At 68.2% G+C, this 16,031-nt stretch carries 14 protein-coding genes; 5 read left to right on the top strand and 9 right to left on the bottom strand.

Annotated features, from left to right (window positions below; translation table 11 throughout):
• Positions 1-3: 3 nt before the first annotated feature.
• The 3 genes from K32_RS16370 to K32_RS16360 are packed head-to-tail and all read right to left on the bottom strand — an operon-like array spanning position 4 to position 4,764.
• Positions 4-2,826 carry a DUF4159 domain-containing protein gene (locus tag K32_RS16370; protein WP_201400545.1) on the bottom strand — a complete coding sequence of 941 codons (2,823 nt, stop codon included), beginning with the start codon at positions 2,824-2,826 and terminating at the stop codon, positions 4-6.
• The gene (locus K32_RS16365; RefSeq protein ID WP_201400544.1) at positions 2,823-3,743 is read right to left on the bottom strand and encodes a DUF58 domain-containing protein; all 921 of its coding nucleotides are present in this window, start codon (positions 3,741-3,743) and stop codon (positions 2,823-2,825) included. The genes K32_RS16370 and K32_RS16365 overlap by 4 nt, the downstream gene beginning before the upstream one ends.
• Positions 3,744-3,747: 4 nt before the next feature.
• Positions 3,748-4,764, bottom strand: coding sequence for a MoxR family ATPase (locus K32_RS16360; RefSeq protein WP_201400543.1), 1,017 nt, complete (start codon positions 4,762-4,764; stop codon positions 3,748-3,750).
• A gap of 116 nt (positions 4,765-4,880) precedes the next feature.
• On the opposite strand from K32_RS16360, the gene K32_RS16355 reads away from it, so the two are divergent.
• The 4 genes from K32_RS16355 (at position 4,881) to K32_RS16340 (ending at position 7,674) form a co-directional block, all read left to right on the top strand.
• Positions 4,881-5,525 carry a DUF1285 domain-containing protein gene (locus tag K32_RS16355; RefSeq protein WP_201400542.1) on the top strand — a complete coding sequence of 215 codons (645 nt, stop codon included), beginning with the start codon at positions 4,881-4,883 and terminating at the stop codon, positions 5,523-5,525.
• A gap of 107 nt (positions 5,526-5,632) precedes the next feature.
• Positions 5,633-6,157, top strand: coding sequence for a CoA pyrophosphatase (locus tag K32_RS16350; protein ID WP_371812696.1), 525 nt, complete (start codon positions 5,633-5,635; stop codon positions 6,155-6,157).
• A complete protein-coding gene (locus K32_RS16345; RefSeq protein WP_201400540.1) occupies positions 6,158-6,418 on the top strand; it encodes a DUF6111 family protein in 261 nt (86 codons plus the stop codon).
• Positions 6,419-6,420: 2 nt separating this feature from the next.
• A complete protein-coding gene (locus tag K32_RS16340) occupies positions 6,421-7,674 on the top strand; it encodes a CCA tRNA nucleotidyltransferase (protein WP_201404528.1) in 1,254 nt (417 codons plus the stop codon).
• Between the two features lie 46 nt (positions 7,675-7,720).
• On the opposite strand, the gene K32_RS16335 is transcribed toward K32_RS16340, so the two are convergent.
• The 4 genes from K32_RS16335 to K32_RS16320 all read right to left on the bottom strand — a co-directional run bounded on the left by K32_RS16335 (position 7,721) and on the right by K32_RS16320 (position 11,245).
• Positions 7,721-8,605 carry a cytochrome c1 gene (locus tag K32_RS16335; RefSeq protein WP_371813045.1) on the bottom strand — a complete coding sequence of 295 codons (885 nt, stop codon included), beginning with the start codon at positions 8,603-8,605 and terminating at the stop codon, positions 7,721-7,723.
• Between the two features lie 28 nt (positions 8,606-8,633).
• Positions 8,634-9,902 carry a cytochrome b/b6 gene (locus K32_RS16330; RefSeq protein ID WP_201400538.1) on the bottom strand — a complete coding sequence of 423 codons (1,269 nt, stop codon included), beginning with the start codon at positions 9,900-9,902 and terminating at the stop codon, positions 8,634-8,636.
• A gap of 19 nt (positions 9,903-9,921) precedes the next feature.
• Entirely contained in the window at positions 9,922-10,482 is a 561-nt protein-coding gene (gene petA / locus K32_RS16325; RefSeq protein ID WP_201400537.1) for a ubiquinol-cytochrome c reductase iron-sulfur subunit, read from the bottom strand.
• 211 nt (positions 10,483-10,693) lie between these two features.
• Positions 10,694-11,245 (bottom strand): MarR family winged helix-turn-helix transcriptional regulator, encoded by a 552-nt coding sequence (locus K32_RS16320; protein WP_201400536.1) that lies wholly within the window; start codon positions 11,243-11,245, stop codon positions 10,694-10,696.
• 161 nt (positions 11,246-11,406) lie between these two features.
• On the opposite strand from K32_RS16320, the gene K32_RS16315 reads away from it, so the two are divergent.
• Positions 11,407-11,790, top strand: a complete 384-nt coding sequence (locus tag K32_RS16315) for an antibiotic biosynthesis monooxygenase (protein WP_244669547.1) — start codon at positions 11,407-11,409, stop codon at positions 11,788-11,790.
• 62 nt (positions 11,791-11,852) lie between these two features.
• Here K32_RS16315 and K32_RS16310 read toward each other — a convergent pair whose 3' ends face one another.
• Positions 11,853-13,688, bottom strand: a complete 1,836-nt coding sequence (locus tag K32_RS16310) for an ABC transporter ATP-binding protein (protein ID WP_201400535.1) — start codon at positions 13,686-13,688, stop codon at positions 11,853-11,855.
• Positions 13,689-14,106: 418 nt separating this feature from the next.
• A complete protein-coding gene (locus tag K32_RS16305) occupies positions 14,107-15,957 on the bottom strand; it encodes an ABC transporter ATP-binding protein (RefSeq protein WP_201400534.1) in 1,851 nt (616 codons plus the stop codon).
• Positions 15,958-16,031: the final 74 nt, after the last annotated feature.

The raw sequence follows: 16,031 nt of genomic DNA, 5'->3' as shown, positions 1-16,031 counted from the left end.
TCTTCACTGTCCAAGCCTCTCGAGCAGGGCCGGCACATGCACCTGGTCGGCCTTGTAGTTGCCGGTCAGCGTGTACATGACGATGTTGATTCCGGTCCGGTAGGCGAGCTCGCGCTGGCGCGGGTCGGGCGGGATGGTCGGGACCAGGAAGCGGCCATCCGGATCGGTCGCCCAGGCGGCGGCCATGTCGTTCTCGGTGATCAGGATCGACGAGACGCCGTCGCCCGGCCGGGCCGGGCGCGCGGCCGCCGCCGCGTCGTCCTCGGGCGGCGAGGCCTCGACCCAGAGCGGGCCGCCGCTATAGCGGCCGGGGAAGTCCTCGAGCAGGTAGAATGCCTTGGTCAGCACGTGGTTGGACGGCACCGGCTCGAGCGGCGGGATGTCGAGGCCGGAGAGCATGGTGCGCAGCCGCTCGGCCGCCGGCGTGCCGCCGAAGCCCGTCGTGCCCGGCGCCCGTTCCAGCTCGTCGCGCGTGTCGAACAGGATCGAGCCGCCCTGCTTCATGTAGGCGTCGATCTTGGCGAGCGTCGCCGAGTCGGGCATCGGCGCGTTCGGGTCGATCGGCCAGTAGAGCAGCGGGAAGAAGCTCAGCTCGTCCTTGGCGACGTCGACGCCGAGCGGATTGTCCGGCTCCATCGCCGTGCGGGCGGAGAGCGCGCGCGACAGGCCGGCGAGGCCGGCCTCGCTCATGTCGTCGATCTCCTGATTGCCGGTCCGGACATAGGCGAGGCGCGACTTGTTGACGGCATCCATGGCGAACTGGTCGCTCGCCGCGTCGGCGCGGGCCGGCGGCGGCGCGAAGGCATGGCCGAGCGTCAGGCAGGCGATGACGAGGGCTGCCGCGCGCGCCCGCATCCTGAGGCCGCCATTCAGCCACAGCACGGCGAGCGCGTCGGCGATCAGGCAGGCGAGCGCCGCCAAGAGCAGATAGGGCGAGAGATCGGTCGGCGCCGTCGTCGGATAGGGCCGGATTTCGGCATTGGCGATCGTCGCGGCCGGGTTGAAGGGCGGCAAGGTCGCGTCGGGCGCCAGCACGTTGACCGCCCGGAAGCCGTCATCGGCGCCGTAGAGCCCCGGCGGATGGTCGCGGCTCGGCGCCGGCAGCGGACCTGTCGCCGAAAGCGGCCGCGCCAGCGGATCGCTGGTGACGAAATGGCCGAAGCCGTCGAGCAGGCGATAGGGCGGCAGCATTGCTGCCGTCGTCGCGCCTTCGACGGCGCGGGCGGCGTCGACTTGCGGCACCGAGGCGAAGGCGGCGATGCGGCGCAGCATCTCGACGAAGGTGCCGGAAAGCGGCAGGTTCGACCAGCTCGCGTCGGCGGTGACATGGAACAGGATCAGCCAGCCCTTGCCGAGCGGCGCGGCGGTCACCAGCGGCGTGCCGTCGCCAAGCGCCGCCCAGGTGCGCGACGGCAGATTGCCGTCCGGTTCGGCCAGGACCTGGCGGCGAACCTCGATGTCGGGCGCGATGGCGAGCCCGGCGAAGGGGCTCTGCGCCGAGAAGGAGGCGAGCGGCTGCGGCGACGACCAGGAGAGGCTGCCGCCGAGCACGCGGCCGCCTTCGCGCAGCCGCACGGGGATCAGCGTGTCGGTTTCGCCGCTGGCGGCGGCAAGCCGCGGGCCGGCGAAGCGCAGCAGCGTGCCGCCGGCCTCGACCCAGTCGGCGAGCTTCTGCTCGACGTCCGGCGTCAGCGTGCCGATGTCGGCCATGGCGATCACCGCCGCCCCGGCCTCGATCATCTGCGGCACGGCGTTCGCGGCGTTGGCGTCGCGCGGCTCGATGACGTCGGCGAAGGGCTGCACGGCGCGGGAGATGTAGTAGAGCGGCGACAGCAGCGGCTGGGCATTGTCGCTCGACGCGCCGGAAATGACGCCGATGCGGCGGCGCTTGAAGCGGTCGTCGAGCAGTTGCACGGCGCCGGCCGTCGCGTTTCCGGCGATCTCGACCCGGACGATCTCGTTGCGGAGCTCGGACGGCAGAGCGAAGGCGGCGTCGGTGCGCAATTCGTTGGCCTTGAAGGCGAACGGCGCCTCGCCGATCGAGCGGCCCTTCATGTCGCGGGCGACGAGCGTGCCGGTCAAGGCCGGGCCTTCGCCGCGCAGGACCGAGAGCGTCAGCGCGTCGGCGGTGGCAACCGGGGCGGCGAGGCCGAGCAACGGCTTGCCGTCCTTGCCATAGATCGTCACGGGGGCGCGGATCGCGGTCTCGAGGAAGCGCGAGAAATCGTCGGCATCCGGACCGCCGAGCCCGTTCGAGAGCCAGGCAACGCCGCCGAACGACGCCGAGGCGGCGGCTGTTTGCAGCGCCGTGGCGATGGCGCTGCGGTCGGTCGCATAGGGGCGCGGCACCAGCGCATCGAGGCGGGTGCGGATCGCGTCGCCGTCTGTCGGCGCGAATTGCTGGTTGGGCGGCTCGGCCGTGGCGATCAGGCCGATCGGGCGGCCGGAGCGTTCGGCGAGCTCGACGATCCGGCGGGCGGTGTCGATCCGCGTGGACCAGTCGCGCGCCGCCGCCCAGTCATTGTCGATGACGAGGAGGAGCGGGCCTTCGCCCGGCGCGCTCTCGCCGGTCGGCCGCCAGATCGGCGCGGCGAGGGCCAGGATGACGAGCCCGGCGAGCAGCAGGCGAAGCGCCGTCAGCCACCAGGGGCTGCGCGCCGGCTGCTCGTCGCGCTTGGCGATCTCGGTGAGAATGCGCGTCGGCGGGAAGCTCTCCAGCCGGGGGCGCGGCGGCGTCAGCTTCAGAAGCCACCAGATCGCCGGCAGCAAGACCAGTGCGGTCAGGACGAGCGGGGCGCCGAAGGCGAGGGGAAGACCGGCGATCATGGCCGCCCTCCCTCGTTGACGCGGGCCGAGAGGCGCGCATGCAGCGCGAGCAGCGGCTCCGTCGCCGGCCGGTCGGTGCGGTGGGTCAGATAGCTCCAGCCGAGCCGGCGGCAGGTGGCGGCCAGCGTCTCGCGGCGCGCGATGAGCCGGTTGCGATATTCCTCGCCGATCTGCTCGGCGCGGCCGATCGTGTAGAGCGCGCCGCTCTCCGGATCGCGGAATTCCGTGCGACCGGCATAGGGGAAGATCTCCTCGACGGGATCGCGGATCTCGACGAGATGCGCGGTCGTGCCATGGCGGGCATAGTCGGCGAGGCGCGCCTCGATCTCGTCGATGGGATCGAGAAAGTCGCCGATCAGCACCAGGTCGGCGAAGCGGCCGAGCCTTGCTGCCGAGGGCAGGGCGGGTTGCGCCGCGCCGTCATAGATCGCCAGCGTTTCAGCCAGCCGTTCGGCGGCGTTGCGCGACAGGATGGGATCGCCGAGGCCGAGCAGGCCGATGCGCTCGCCGGCGGCGGCGAGCAGGTCGCCGAGCGCGAGCAGGATGACGAGCGCGCGATCGCGCTTCGAGGCGAGCGCCAGCTTGGAGCGGAAATCCATCGACGGCGAGAGATCGGCCGAGAGCCAGACCGTGTGGGCGGCCTCCCATTCGCGCTCGCGGACATAGAGGTGTTCGTCGCGCGCCGAGCGGCGCCAGTCGATCCGGCCGGGCGCCTCGCCGGTGACGAAGGGGCGGAACTGCCAGAAGGTCTCGCCGGGGCCCGCGCGGCGGCGGCCATGCCAGCCGGCCAGAACCGTGGTCGCGACACGGCGCGCCTCGACCAGAAGGTCCGGCAGGCTGCGGGCAAGGCTCTTGGCCTCGGCCAGAGTCGTGCCGACGTGACGGGATGTCGGCACGGTGGCGCGCGGTTCGGTCAAGACTTCACCCGATACGTGACTTGAGGGTCCCGATGACATCGCGAACCGAGAGCCCGTCCGCCCGGGCCGCGAAGCTCAGGCTCATGCGGTGCTGCAGCACCGGCTCCGCCAGCGCGAGCACGTCGTCGACCGAAGGGGCGTAGCGGCCGTCGATCAGGGCGCGCGCGCGGACCGCGAGCATCAGCGCCTGGCTGGCGCGTGGGCCCGGGCCCCAGGCGATCACGCCAGCGAGCTTGCTGTCGGAAATCTCGCCCGGCCGGGCCGAGCGCACGAGGTTCAGGATCGCCTCGACCACGCTCTCGCCGATCGGCAGGCGGCGGACGAGCTGCTGGATGGATTTCAGCGTGGCGGCGTCGGTGACGCGCTGTGCCACGGCGTCCGTCGCGCCCGTCGTCTCGAACAGCATCCGCCGCTCGGCGTCGCGATCGGGATAGAGCACGTCGATCTGCAGCAGGAAGCGGTCGAGCTGCGCCTCGGGCAGCGGATAGGTGCCCTCCTGCTCCAGCGGGTTCTGGGTCGCGAGCACGTGGAAGGGGCTGGGCAGGTCGTAGCGATGCCCGGCGACGGTGACGTGATACTCCTGCATCGCCTGCAGGAGGGCCGATTGCGTGCGCGGGCTGGCGCGGTTGATCTCGTCCGCCATCAGGAGCTGGCCGAAGATCGGTCCCTTCAGGAAGCGGAACGAACGCCGGCCTTCATCGTCCTGGTCCATCACCTCGGAGCCGAGGATGTCGGAGGGCATCAGGTCTGGCGTGAACTGCACGCGCCGCTCGTCGAGGCCGAGGACGATGCCGAGCGTTTCCACCAGCTTGGTCTTGGCGAGGCCGGGAACGCCGACCAGAAGGCCGTGGCCGCCGGAAAGGAGCGTCACCAGCACCCGCTCGACGACCGTTTCCTGGCCGTAGATGACCTTGCCGATGGCGTCCCGCGCCGCCTTGACCGTCGCGACGGCCGCGTCGGCCTCCGCGATCGTGCGGCTCGGATCGACGTCTGCGATGGAGGTCTGATTGAACGCGCTCATATCGGCCCATATAGTTTCAGTTGCGGTCGCGACGAGGTTCGAGTGACTCGATCCTCTCACAATCTTCGCACGACCGGCATGGCAACGTCAGCCATGCGCGCAAGGATGAAGTTAGCATGTCAGTGACAAAGCAGGGCGAAACCAAGGCCGATCCGGATTCGGCGGACGGTTCGGCCCTCGCAGGCTTGATCGCCAGGGCCGGATCCTTCCGTGGCCCGGCCCCCGTGCATCTCTGGAATCCGGCCCATTGCGGCGCCATCGACATCCGCATCGATCGGGCGGGAACCTGGCACCACGAGGGCCGGCCGATCCTGCGCGAGGCGCTGGTCCGGCTGTTTTCGACGGTGCTGCGCCGCGAGGCGGATGGCGGCTATGTGCTGGTGACGCCGGCCGAGAAGCTCGACATCCGCGTCGACGACGTGCCGTTCCTCGCGGTCGAGATGGCGGTCGAGACCTCGGAAGGCAGGCAGAACCTCGTTTTCCGGACCAATGTCGGCGACGTCGTCACGGTCGATGCCGAGCATCCGCTGCGCGTCGCCGAGGCTGGAGAAGGCGAGGGGCTCGTGCCCTATGTCCGCGTCCGGGGCGGCCTCGATGCCCGGCTGGCGCGGCCGCTCGTGCACGAGCTCGCGGATCATTTCGAACAGCGCGGCGCCGAGATCGGCGTTGTTTCCGGCGGCCAGTTCTTCGTGCTCGGCCAGGTGAGCGAAGGCCCGGCGAACGATGGCGCCGAGCTCTCCGGCGGGGCGGTATCCGCGTGACCTCTCTGTCCGACGACCCGTTCCGTCCCGATCATTTCTTCAGCCGCGCGCGCCAGCTGCTGCGGCCGCTCGAATCGGGCCGCGAGGCCGGCGACAACAATGTCGTGATGAACCCGGAGTTCGTCCCGCCGCGCGGCTTCGTCCCGCGCGACGCGGCGGTGCTGATCCCGATCGTCGAGCGCAGCAACGCCACCGTGCTGATGACGCGGCGGACGATGCAGCTGCGCAAGCATGCCGGGCAGATCGCCTTTCCGGGCGGCAAGATCGATCCGACGGATAGCAGCGCGGCGGCGGCGGCGCTGCGCGAGGCGCAGGAGGAGATCGGTCTCGACCCCCGCCTCGTCGAACCGATCGGCCGTCTCGATCCCTATATCGCCGGCACCGGCTACCGAATCATCGCCATCGTCGCGCGCGTTGCGCCGGAATATCGGCTCGTCCTGAACCCCGATGAGGTCGACGCTGCCTTCGAAGTTCCGCTGTCTTTTCTCATGAGTCCGCAGAATCATCAGACAATCACCCGTGAATTTGATGGCGTGCGGCATTTGCTCTACGAAATGCCGTATGATGAACATCATATCTGGGGTGTGACCGCCGGAATTGTCCGGGGTCTTTATGAGCGGCTCTACCAATAGATGCTGAGATTTCTTGCCATCACCGTCGTGTGCTTCCTCGCACCTTTCATCGTCTATGCCGGCTGGCGGCAATTCGCGCCGGGGGCGGTGACGGGAGAGGTCTGGACCTACAGGGTATTGTCGCGCCTGTCGGCGATCGGCATCGCCATCGTGCTGGTTGCAATCCTGGGTCTGGTTTCCTTCTCCGGCGGCCAGGCGGGCAAGACCTATCATCCGGCCGAATTCCGTGACGGCGTGCTGGTTCCCGGAGGCTTCGATTGACCATGCCGGACTGCCGGGATGCGCCCTTCCTGGCCGATCCGCTCGTTCGTAACGTGCTCGCCTTCCTCTCCACGGAGGGCGAGGAGGCGCGGGTGGTCGGCGGCGCGGTGCGCAACACGCTGATGGGCCTGCCTGTCGCGGATGTCGACATCGCCACCACGGCGACGCCGGAGACCGTCATGGCGCGGGCCGCCGCCGCCGGGCTCAAGGTGGCGCCGACCGGCATCGAGCACGGCACGGTGACTGTCATCGGCCATCGCCACGTCGTCGAGGTGACGACGTTGCGCGAGGATATCGAGACAGACGGCCGTCGCGCCGTGGTGCGCTTCGGGCGGGACTGGCAGGCCGACGCCGAACGGCGCGACTTCACCATCAATGCGCTCTCCGTCGATCTCGAGGGCCGGCTCCACGATCCGGTCGGCGGGCTCGCCGACATCGCGGCGAAACGCGTGCGCTTCATCGGCTCGGCCGACCGGCGCATCGCCGAGGACCGGCTGCGGGTCTTGCGCTTCTTCCGCTTCCACGCCGCCTATGGCGCCGGCGCACCGGACGGGGAGGGGCTCTCGGCCTCGATCCGCGCCCGCCATGATCTCGGCGAGCTTTCGGCCGAGCGGATCGGCCAGGAAATGCGCAAGCTTGTGGTCGCCCCCGGCGCGGTGACGACGGTCGCCATCCTGCAGGAGACCGGCATCCTGCCGCTGATCGCGGCCGGCGTCGGCGATCTCGTCGCCTTCGCGCGGCTTCCGGAATTCGAGCGCGAGCGGGGCGAAGCGCCTTCCGCGCCGCTCCGCTTCGCGACGCTGTTCGGCCGCGTGCAGGAGGATGTCGACCGCGTCGCCGTGCGCTTCCGCCTCTCCAATGCCGAGCGCGGCCGGATGCGGCTGGCGCTGTCGGCAGGGGTGGAGGCGGCAGCGATGCCCGCGGACGGCGATCACGCGACGCTGTACCGGCTGGGCCTCGACGCCTTTCTGGATGGCCTGGTGCTCGCCGGCGCCAAGGGCTGGCTTTCCGCGGACGAGGTTCTTTCGCGCGGCGCCGCGGCGCGAAACTGGACGATCCCGGCGTTCCCGCTTTCCGGCCGCGATGTGTTCGAGCTCGGCGTCGATCGCGGGCCGCTGGTCGGGCTCCTGCTCAAGCATATGGAGCGGGAGTGGATCGCCGAGGATTTTCGCGCCGATGCCGAGGCGCTGCGCGAGCGGCTGCGGGCCTTCCTCGAAAGCTACCGGCAGCAGCATCAACAACAGCAGCAGCAATAAAAAAGGGCCCCGTCGGGGCCCTTTTCAATTCGGTATCCGGTGCGCCTTAGTGCGCGACGTTCGCCCAGATCTTCTTTTTGGCGAAGTAGAGCAGGCCGGCGAAGACGATCAGGAAGAGGATGACCTGAAAGCCGATGCGCTTGCGGGCGTCGAGATGCGGCTCGGCGGTCCACATCAGGAAGGCCGCGACGTCGCGCGAGTACTGGTCGACCGTCTCCGGCGAACCGTCGGTGTAGGTGACCTGGCCGTCGGAGAGCGGCGGCGCCATCGCGATGGCCGGACCGCTGCCGAAGCCGACATTATAGTGCAGGCCGGGGCCGACTTCCGTACCGGCCGGCGGCTCGCGGTAGCCGGTCAGCAGGCCGTGGATATAGTCCGGGCCGCCTTCCTGGTACTGCGTGAAGATATCGAGGACGAACCAGGGGAAGCCGCGCTCGACGGCGCGGGCCTTGGCCATCAGCGACAGATCCGGCGGCGCCTTGCCGTTGTTCGCGGCGGCGGCGGCCTGATGGTTCGGGAAGGGCGACGGGAAGCGGTCCGACAGGCGACCCGGGCGCTCGAACATGTCGCCTTCGTCGTTCGGGCCGTCCTTGACCTGGTAGCCCTCGGCGACGGCCTTGGCCTGCGCCGCGGTGAAGTTCGGGCCGCCCGGCTGGGCCAGGTTGCGGAAGCTCATCAGCTCCATCGAGTGACAGGCCGAGCAGACTTCCTTGTAGACCTGGTAGCCGCGCTGCAGCTGGGCCGTATCGAACTTGCCGAAGACGCCGGCGAAGCTCCAGGGTTCCAGCGGCGGCTTCTCGAGCGGGTAGTGCGGCGTGGCGTGCGCACCCTCTTCGGCGGCGCTCGCAGGGGCCGCCACCAGCGTCGCCGAAGCGACGCCGAGAGCGATGGCCAGGCCGTAGCGCGCGATTTTCTCGGACAGGGTCTTCATCATGATCGATCCGTGATCCTCTCGCGGCTTACTTGGTCTGCGGCGCGGCGGGCGCACCGGCGGTGACATGGGCCGCACCCTTGCCGAGAACCGACTCGGCGATCGACGCCGGGAGGGGCTTCGGCTTCTCGAACAGGCCGAGCAGCGGCAGGATCACCAGGAAGTGGAAGAAGTAGTAGACCGTCAGGATGCGCGAAGCGATGACGTATCCACCTTCCGCCGGACGCGAGCCGAGATAGCCGAGGCCGATCGAGACCAGCACCAGGATCCAGAAGAACTGGCGATAGAGCGGGCGGAAGTTGGCCGAGCGGACCTTGGAGGTGTCGAGCCAGGGCACGACGAACAGGACCGCGATGGCGCCGAACATGGCGATGACGCCGCCGAGCTTGTCCGGGATCGAGCGCAGGATCGCGTAGAACGGCAGGAAGTACCATTCCGGAACGATGTGCGCGGGCGTCACCAGCGGATCAGCCGGGGTGTAGTTGTCCGGATGGCCCATGAAGTTCGGCAGGTAGAACACGAACCACATGAAGACGATCAGGAAGACGACCAGGCCGAGCGCATCCTTGACGGTGAAGTAGGGATGGAAGGGCAGGGTGTCCTGGCTGGACTTGACGGAGACGCCGGTCGGGTTGTTCGAACCCGGCACGTGCAGCGCCCAGATGTGCAGGACGACGACGCCTGCGATCATGAAGGGCAGCAGGTAGTGCAGCGAGAAGAAGCGGTTCAGCGTCGGGTTGTCGACCGAGAAGCCGCCCCAGAGCCAGGTCACGATCGTCTCGCCGACGATCGGGATCGCCGAGAAGAGGTTGGTGATCACGGTGGCGCCCCAGAAGGACATCTGTCCCCACGGCAGCACGTAGCCCATGAAGCCGGTGGCCATCATCAGCAGGAAGATGATCATGCCGAGGATCCACAGCACTTCGCGCGGGGCCTTGTAGGAACCGTAGTAGAGGCCGCGGAAGATGTGGATGTAGACGGCGATGAAGAACATCGACGCGCCGTTGGAATGGAGATAGCGCAGCAGCCAGCCGTAGTTGACGTCGCGCATGATGCCTTCGACGGACGTGAAGGCGAGCGTGGTGTGCGGCGTGTAGTGCATCACCAGCACGACGCCGGTGATGATCTGCGCCACCAGCATGAAGGCGAGGATGCCGCCGAAGGTCCACCAGTAGTTCAGGTTCCGCGGGTTCGGGAACACGATGAACGACGAATGGATGAGCCCGCCAAGCGGAAGGCGCGACTCAAACCACTTCAGGAAACCGTTTTGCGGCTGATAGGTCGATGGTCCGGACATGATCTCAAATTTCTCCCGGTCAGCCGATCTTGATCTTGGTGTCGCTCAGGAAGGAATAGACCGGAATGGCCATGTTCTCCGGAGCCGGACCGCCACGGATGCGGCCGGCCGTGTCGTAGGTCGAGCCGTGGCACGGGCAGAACCAGCCATTGTACTGACCCTGCTGGCCGAGCGGAATGCAGCCGAGATGGGTGCAGACATTGACCATCACGAACCAGTTTTCCTTGTCCGGCGCGGCGCGGTTGGCGTCGCTGGCAAGGGCGTCGGGCGCCAGGTTGGCGTTGCGCGCCGCCTGGTCCTTGAGCTCGCTCAGCGGGGTCTCGCGAGCGGCCTCGATTTCGGCCTGGGTGCGGTTGCGCACGACCACCGGCTTGCCGCGCCACTTCACGGTCAGCGAGTCGCCGGGCTGCAGCGCGGAAATGTCGACTTCGGTGGATGCCAGCGCGAGCGCCGACGCGTCGGGATTCATCTGATTGATGAAGGGCCAGACGGCGGCAGCGACGCCGACGGCGCCCACGGCGCCGGTCGCAATAAATAGAAAGTCGCGGCGGGTCGGTACTGCCGTAGCGGTTTCAGCCAAGATGATCCCCTCTCAGTCCTCGGAAGCGGGAGCTGCCGTCGTCCTCGACCGTATGAGTCCCGCATCGAAGCGTTGCGGGTCGCAGCCGGCCGAAATTGATGGGAAAACCGCCATGGTCCCCATCTGTCAGATTAGAAGCTGTTTAGCCACCGACCGCGAGGAATGTCCAGAGAGCGGACACAGGATGCGCACATTGTCGCGGGACGGCGGGTCAGTTCTGGCCGTTGCCGCGCGCCAGCGAGGAAAACCGGGTCAGCAAACGCGCGAATTCCTCGACGTCCCGCTCCGGCCAGTCGCGGAAGTGTTCGAGCAGCAGCGCATGCTTGTAATTGCGCGCGCTGGCGACCAGCGACGCCCCCAGCTCGGAAAGTTGCAGGACGCTGCGGCGGGCGTCGTCGGGCGAGGCGACCCGCACCACGAGCCCGGCTTCGACCGCCTCGCGCACCATCCGACTCGCCTGCGACGGGTCGACGCCCATCTCCTGCGCCACGGCGCCGATCGAAACGGCGTCCTGCGCATCCGGGCCATTGCCGGCGATCGCGTGCAGCACCTCGACGAGGCCGGGATCGATATCGGCGCCGAGATCGGAAAGCACGCGCCGGCCGAGCGATTGCCGCGCCATGCTGCGCCGGATGCGGCCGAGCGCAGAATCGATCTGCCCGATGCCGTCGGCGCGGGCCGGCTCGCGCTGCAGCCGTTCCAGCGACTCAGCCCCCATGCGGGCGATCCGGCGCCGGGATTCGTCATCGGGCGTGTTGGTCATGGCGTCAATCTATCACCCGTCGCGGCCCTACGCGCAAAGCCAATTCGGACCCAACGGAATGTCCTCTTGTTTTATATGCATGAGTCATGCATATAATTAATCCGGATCGCGACGGTGGCCCATCGGTCATCTCGCCGGTGGTCCGTCAACAGGAGACCGTCATGAACGAGCAGTCTGCCTTCCCCGAATCCGTTCCGACCCGCGCAGCCGCGGAAAATGCCTCGGGCCCGCGCTACCGCGTCGACAGCTTCATCGTCCCGGCCGCCAGCCGCGACGAGTTTCTCGCCCGCGTCCAGGACGCTCACACCATCCTGCGGCAGCAGGACGGTTTCCTGCAGGACATGATCCTGGAGCAGCAGTCCGGGCCCGGCGCCTACAACATCGTCACCCTCGTCGAATGGGCGAGCGCCGAGGTCGTCGACCGGGTGAGCGAGGCGGTGACAAGGCGCTATGCCGAGATCGGCTTCGATCGCAACGCGTCGCTGGCGCGCCTCGGCATCACCGCCGATATCGCCACCTATGCCCGCATCCCGGCTTTCGGATAGCCGGAGGGCGCGTGAGGGCGGGCAGGCGCGCGGCATGCGCCGCTGCCCGCCCTCACGTTGGTTCAGGCGCTTTCCAGGCCGAGGAAGCCGCCGGACTGCCGGCGCCAGAGGCTGGCATAGAGGCCGTTCTGGCGCAGCAGCGCCTCGTGGTTGCCGGTCTCGACGATCCGGCCCTGGTCGAGCACGATCAGGCGGTCCATCGCCGCGATGGTCGACAGGCGGTGCGCGATGGCGATCACCGTCTTGCCCGCCATCAACTCGGCGAAGCTCTCCTGGATCGCTGCCTCGACCTCCGAATCAAGCGCCGAGGTCGCTTCGTCGAGCACCAGGATCGGCGCGTCCTTCAGCAGGACGCGGGCGATGGCGATGCGCTGCCTCTGGCCGCCGGAAAGCTTGACGCCGCGCTCGCCGACATGCGCGTCGAGCCCGGTCCGTCCCTTCGGATCCGAGAGGCCGGCGATGAACTCTTCCGCATGAGCCTGTCGGGCGGCGCGGATGACGGCCTCCTCCGGCGCGTCGGGACGGCCATAGAGGATGTTGTCGCGCACCGAGCGATGCAGCAGCGAAGTGTCCTGCGTGACGAGGCCGATCTGCTGGCGCAGGCTGTCTTGCATCACGTCCGAGACGTTCTGCCCGTCGATCAGCACCCGCCCGCCCTCGACGTCGTAGAACCGCAGCAAGAGGTTGACGAGCGTCGACTTGCCGGCGCCGGAGCGGCCGACCAGGCCGACCTTCTCGCCGGGCTTGATGACGACGGAGAGGTCCTCGATGACGCCGCCCGTCTTGCCATAATGGAAGCGGACGTTGTCGAAGCGGATCTCGCCCTTCGCGGCGACGAGCGGCTTGGCGCCCGGCTTGTCGAGCAGGGCATAGGGGCGGGCGATCGTCTCCAGCCCCTCCTGCACCGTTCCCATCTGCTCGAAGATGCCGACCGCAACCCACATGATCCAGCCGGACATGTTGGTGATGCGGATGGCGAGGCCGGCCGCGACGGCGATGGCGCCCAGCGTCAGCGCGTCGAGCGACCAGAGCCAGACGGCGAGCGCGCCGGTCGCCGTCACCAGCAGGCCGTTCAGGGTCGACACCGTGGCGTTCATCGCCGTGATCAGCCGCGTCTCGTTCTTGAAGGCCGCCGTGTGCTCGACGAGCGCCTCCTTGGCATAGTCGTCCTCGCGCTCGGGATGGGCGAACAGCTTCACCGTCTGGACGTTGGTGTAGCTGTCGACGATGCGGCCGGTGAGCTGCGAGCGCATCTCCGACATGATCGTCGAGCGGTCCCGGATGCGCGGCACGAACCAGGCGAGCGTCACGATATAAGCGGCGATCCAGAGCAGCAGCGGCATGGCGAGCCGCCAGTCCGCGCTCCAGAAGATCACCAGCGCCGAGCCGGCGAAGATGGTCACGAACCAAAGCGCGTCGATGACCTGCACCACCGATTCGCGCAGCGCCGGGCCGGTCTGCACGATCTTCGAGGCGATGCGGCCGGCGAAGTCGTTGGCGAAGAAGGTGATCGACTGGCGCATGACGTAGTGGTGCGTCTGCCAGCGGATCAGATTGGTGAAGTTCGGCGCGATGGTCTGCTGGTTGATGAGGTCATGCGCCACCGACGCCAGCGGGCGGGCGATGACGATGACGAACGCCATCCAGAGGAAGGTCGTGCCGTAGTCGGCCATGATTTCGCTGGGGCTCGTCGACTTCAGGAGATCGACGATCGAGCCGATGTAGCGAAGCATGGCGATCTCGATCAGCGAGACGACGAGGCCGATCGCCATCAGGATCAGCAGGAACGGCCAGATCTGCCGGCAGAAGCGCCAGTAGAAGCCGAGCAACGTTGCCGGCGGCATGCTGTCGTCATGGCTCTTGAACGGATCGATCAGGGATTCGAAATAGCGGAACATGGGAACGTCCGGAGTTCTATGGCGGGACCGCGCCTCGGAGTGCGCGGCGGAACGAACGGATGGGGCGGCGCGCGTCTCCGGCGGGAGAGGGGCCTCGGTCCAGGGATCGTGGGGAGCCTCGAAGAGCGGCGAGCCGGGCCTGCCGCGTTCAGGCAGGTCGGGGGCTCGGTCTATCGGGGCAGGGCAGGGTCAGGCGGCGGCGAAGGCCATCTGAACAAGGCGGATCCCGGACCGGATGTTCATGGGAACCAAATCCATCCAACCCTCCTGGATCTGCGTTGCGGCGCGTGGCGCGCGGCAACTGGTGCGATGCCGCCCTTCATAGACGCAATCGGCGCGTCGATCTGCCGGGAATGCGGATGACGCGACGTTTCGGCGTCACTTGTTGCGGAAGTGCGACAGTTTGTCCGGCGGGACGTTACTCGGCGGCGATCTCGTGCGGCGCCTGGTCGCCGATGAAACCGCCGGACTGCCGCGCCCAGAGCGAGGCGTAGAGGCCCTGCGCCGCCAGCAGCTCCTGATGCGTGCCGGTCTCGACGATCCGGCCCTCGTCCATGACGACGAGGCGGTCCATCGCGGCGATGGTCGACAGGCGATGCGCGATGGCGATCACCGTCTTGTTCGCCATCAGCCCTTCCAGCTGCTCCTGGATCACCGATTCGATTTCGGAATCGAGCGCCGAGGTCGCCTCGTCGAGCACGAGGATCGGCGCGTCCTTCAAGAGAACGCGGGCGATGGCGATGCGCTGGCGCTGGCCGCCGGAGAGCTTGACGCCGCGCTCGCCGACATGGGCGTCGTAGCCGGTGCGGCCGCGCGGGTCGGAGAGGCCCTCGATGAACTGGTCCGCCGCCGCTTGGCGCGCCGCGGCCCTGACCGCCGCGTCGTCGGCATCCGGCCGGCCGTAGCGGATGTTGTCGCGCACGGAGCGGTTCAGCAGCGCCGTATCCTGCGTCACCACGCCGATGGCGGCGCGCAGCGACCCCTGCGTCACCGTCGAGATGTCCTGGCCGTCGATCCGGATCGCGCCGCCCTCGAGGTCGTAGAGGCGGAGCAGCAGGCTCACCATCGTCGTCTTGCCGGCGCCCGAGCGGCCGACCAGGCCGATGCGCTCGCCGGGCTTCACGGTGAGGTTGACCCCGCGCAGGACGGGGGTCTTGCCGCCATAGTTGAAGACGACGTCGTCGAAGGCGATCTCGCCCTTGGAAACGATAAGCTCCGGCGCGTCCGGCTGGTCGGTCAGGCCATGCGGGCGGGCGATCGTGCGCATGCCGTCCTCGACGGTGCCGACATTGTCGAAGAGGCCGGTCAGCGTCATCATCACCCGGCCGGACATGACGGTGAGCCGCATGACGAGGCCGAGCGCCACCGCCGTCTCGCCGGCGCTGATCGCGCCGCGCATCCAGAGCGCCACGGCCGCCGCGCCCGTCGCGCCGATCAAGAGCGCGTTGGTGAACTGCATCAGGATGGAGAGGGTGGTCAGCAGACGGTTCTGGTCGAGCATCCGCCCGGTCTGCTCGGCGATCGCGGCTCTGGCGGAATCCTCCTCGCGGCCGTCGCGGGCGAACAGCTTCACCGTCTGGATGTTGCCGTAGATGTCGGCGAGCTTGCCGGTCAGGAGCGAGCGCGCCTCGGAGGCGGCGGCGGCGCGCTTGCGCACGCGCGGCACGAAGACATAGGCGAGGACCGCGAGCAGCGCGACCCAGATCGCCAGCGGTACCGCCATCAGCAGGCTGACATCGGCGAAGATGAAGAAGGCGGAGACGACGAAGACGGAGATGACCCAGAGCGCGTCGATCACCTGGGTGATCGATTGCGTCAGCGCCGAGCCGGTCTGCACGATCTTGGTGACGATGCGGCCGGAAAAGTCGTTCTGGAAGAAGGAATAGGACTGGCCGACGACATGCAGGTGGTTCAGCCAGCGCACGCGGGCGGTAAGCGCCGGCGGCAGCGTCTGGTTGGAGAGAATGGTCTGGATCGCGTTGACGAGCGGCCGCAGGACGACGACGACCAGCGCCATGCCGGCGAGCTGCCAGCCATGCTCGGCGAAGAAGTTTCCGGGCTGGCCCGAGGTCATCAGGTCGACCAGCCGGCCGACATAGGAATAGATCGCCACCTCGGCGAGCGACACGGCGAGGCCCGCCGCCATCAGCGCCACGACATAAGGCCAGACGGGCATGAGGAAATGGCGATAGAAGGCGAGCAGCCCCGTCGGCGGACTGTTCTCTTCCGTCGTGAACGGATCGATCAGATGTTCGAAGTAGCGGAGCATTCCCGTTCCTGTATCACCCTTGCCTGTATCACCCTTGTCGCGATCCTGCCGCGCCAAACCTGCTCGAGAAGGCG

Source organism: Kaistia sp. 32K (assembly GCF_016629525.1).
Classification (GTDB): domain Bacteria; phylum Pseudomonadota; class Alphaproteobacteria; order Rhizobiales; family Kaistiaceae; genus Kaistia.
The sequence above is the reverse complement of the archived record's forward strand: the minus strand, read 5'-3'. Positions and strand labels throughout refer to the sequence as shown.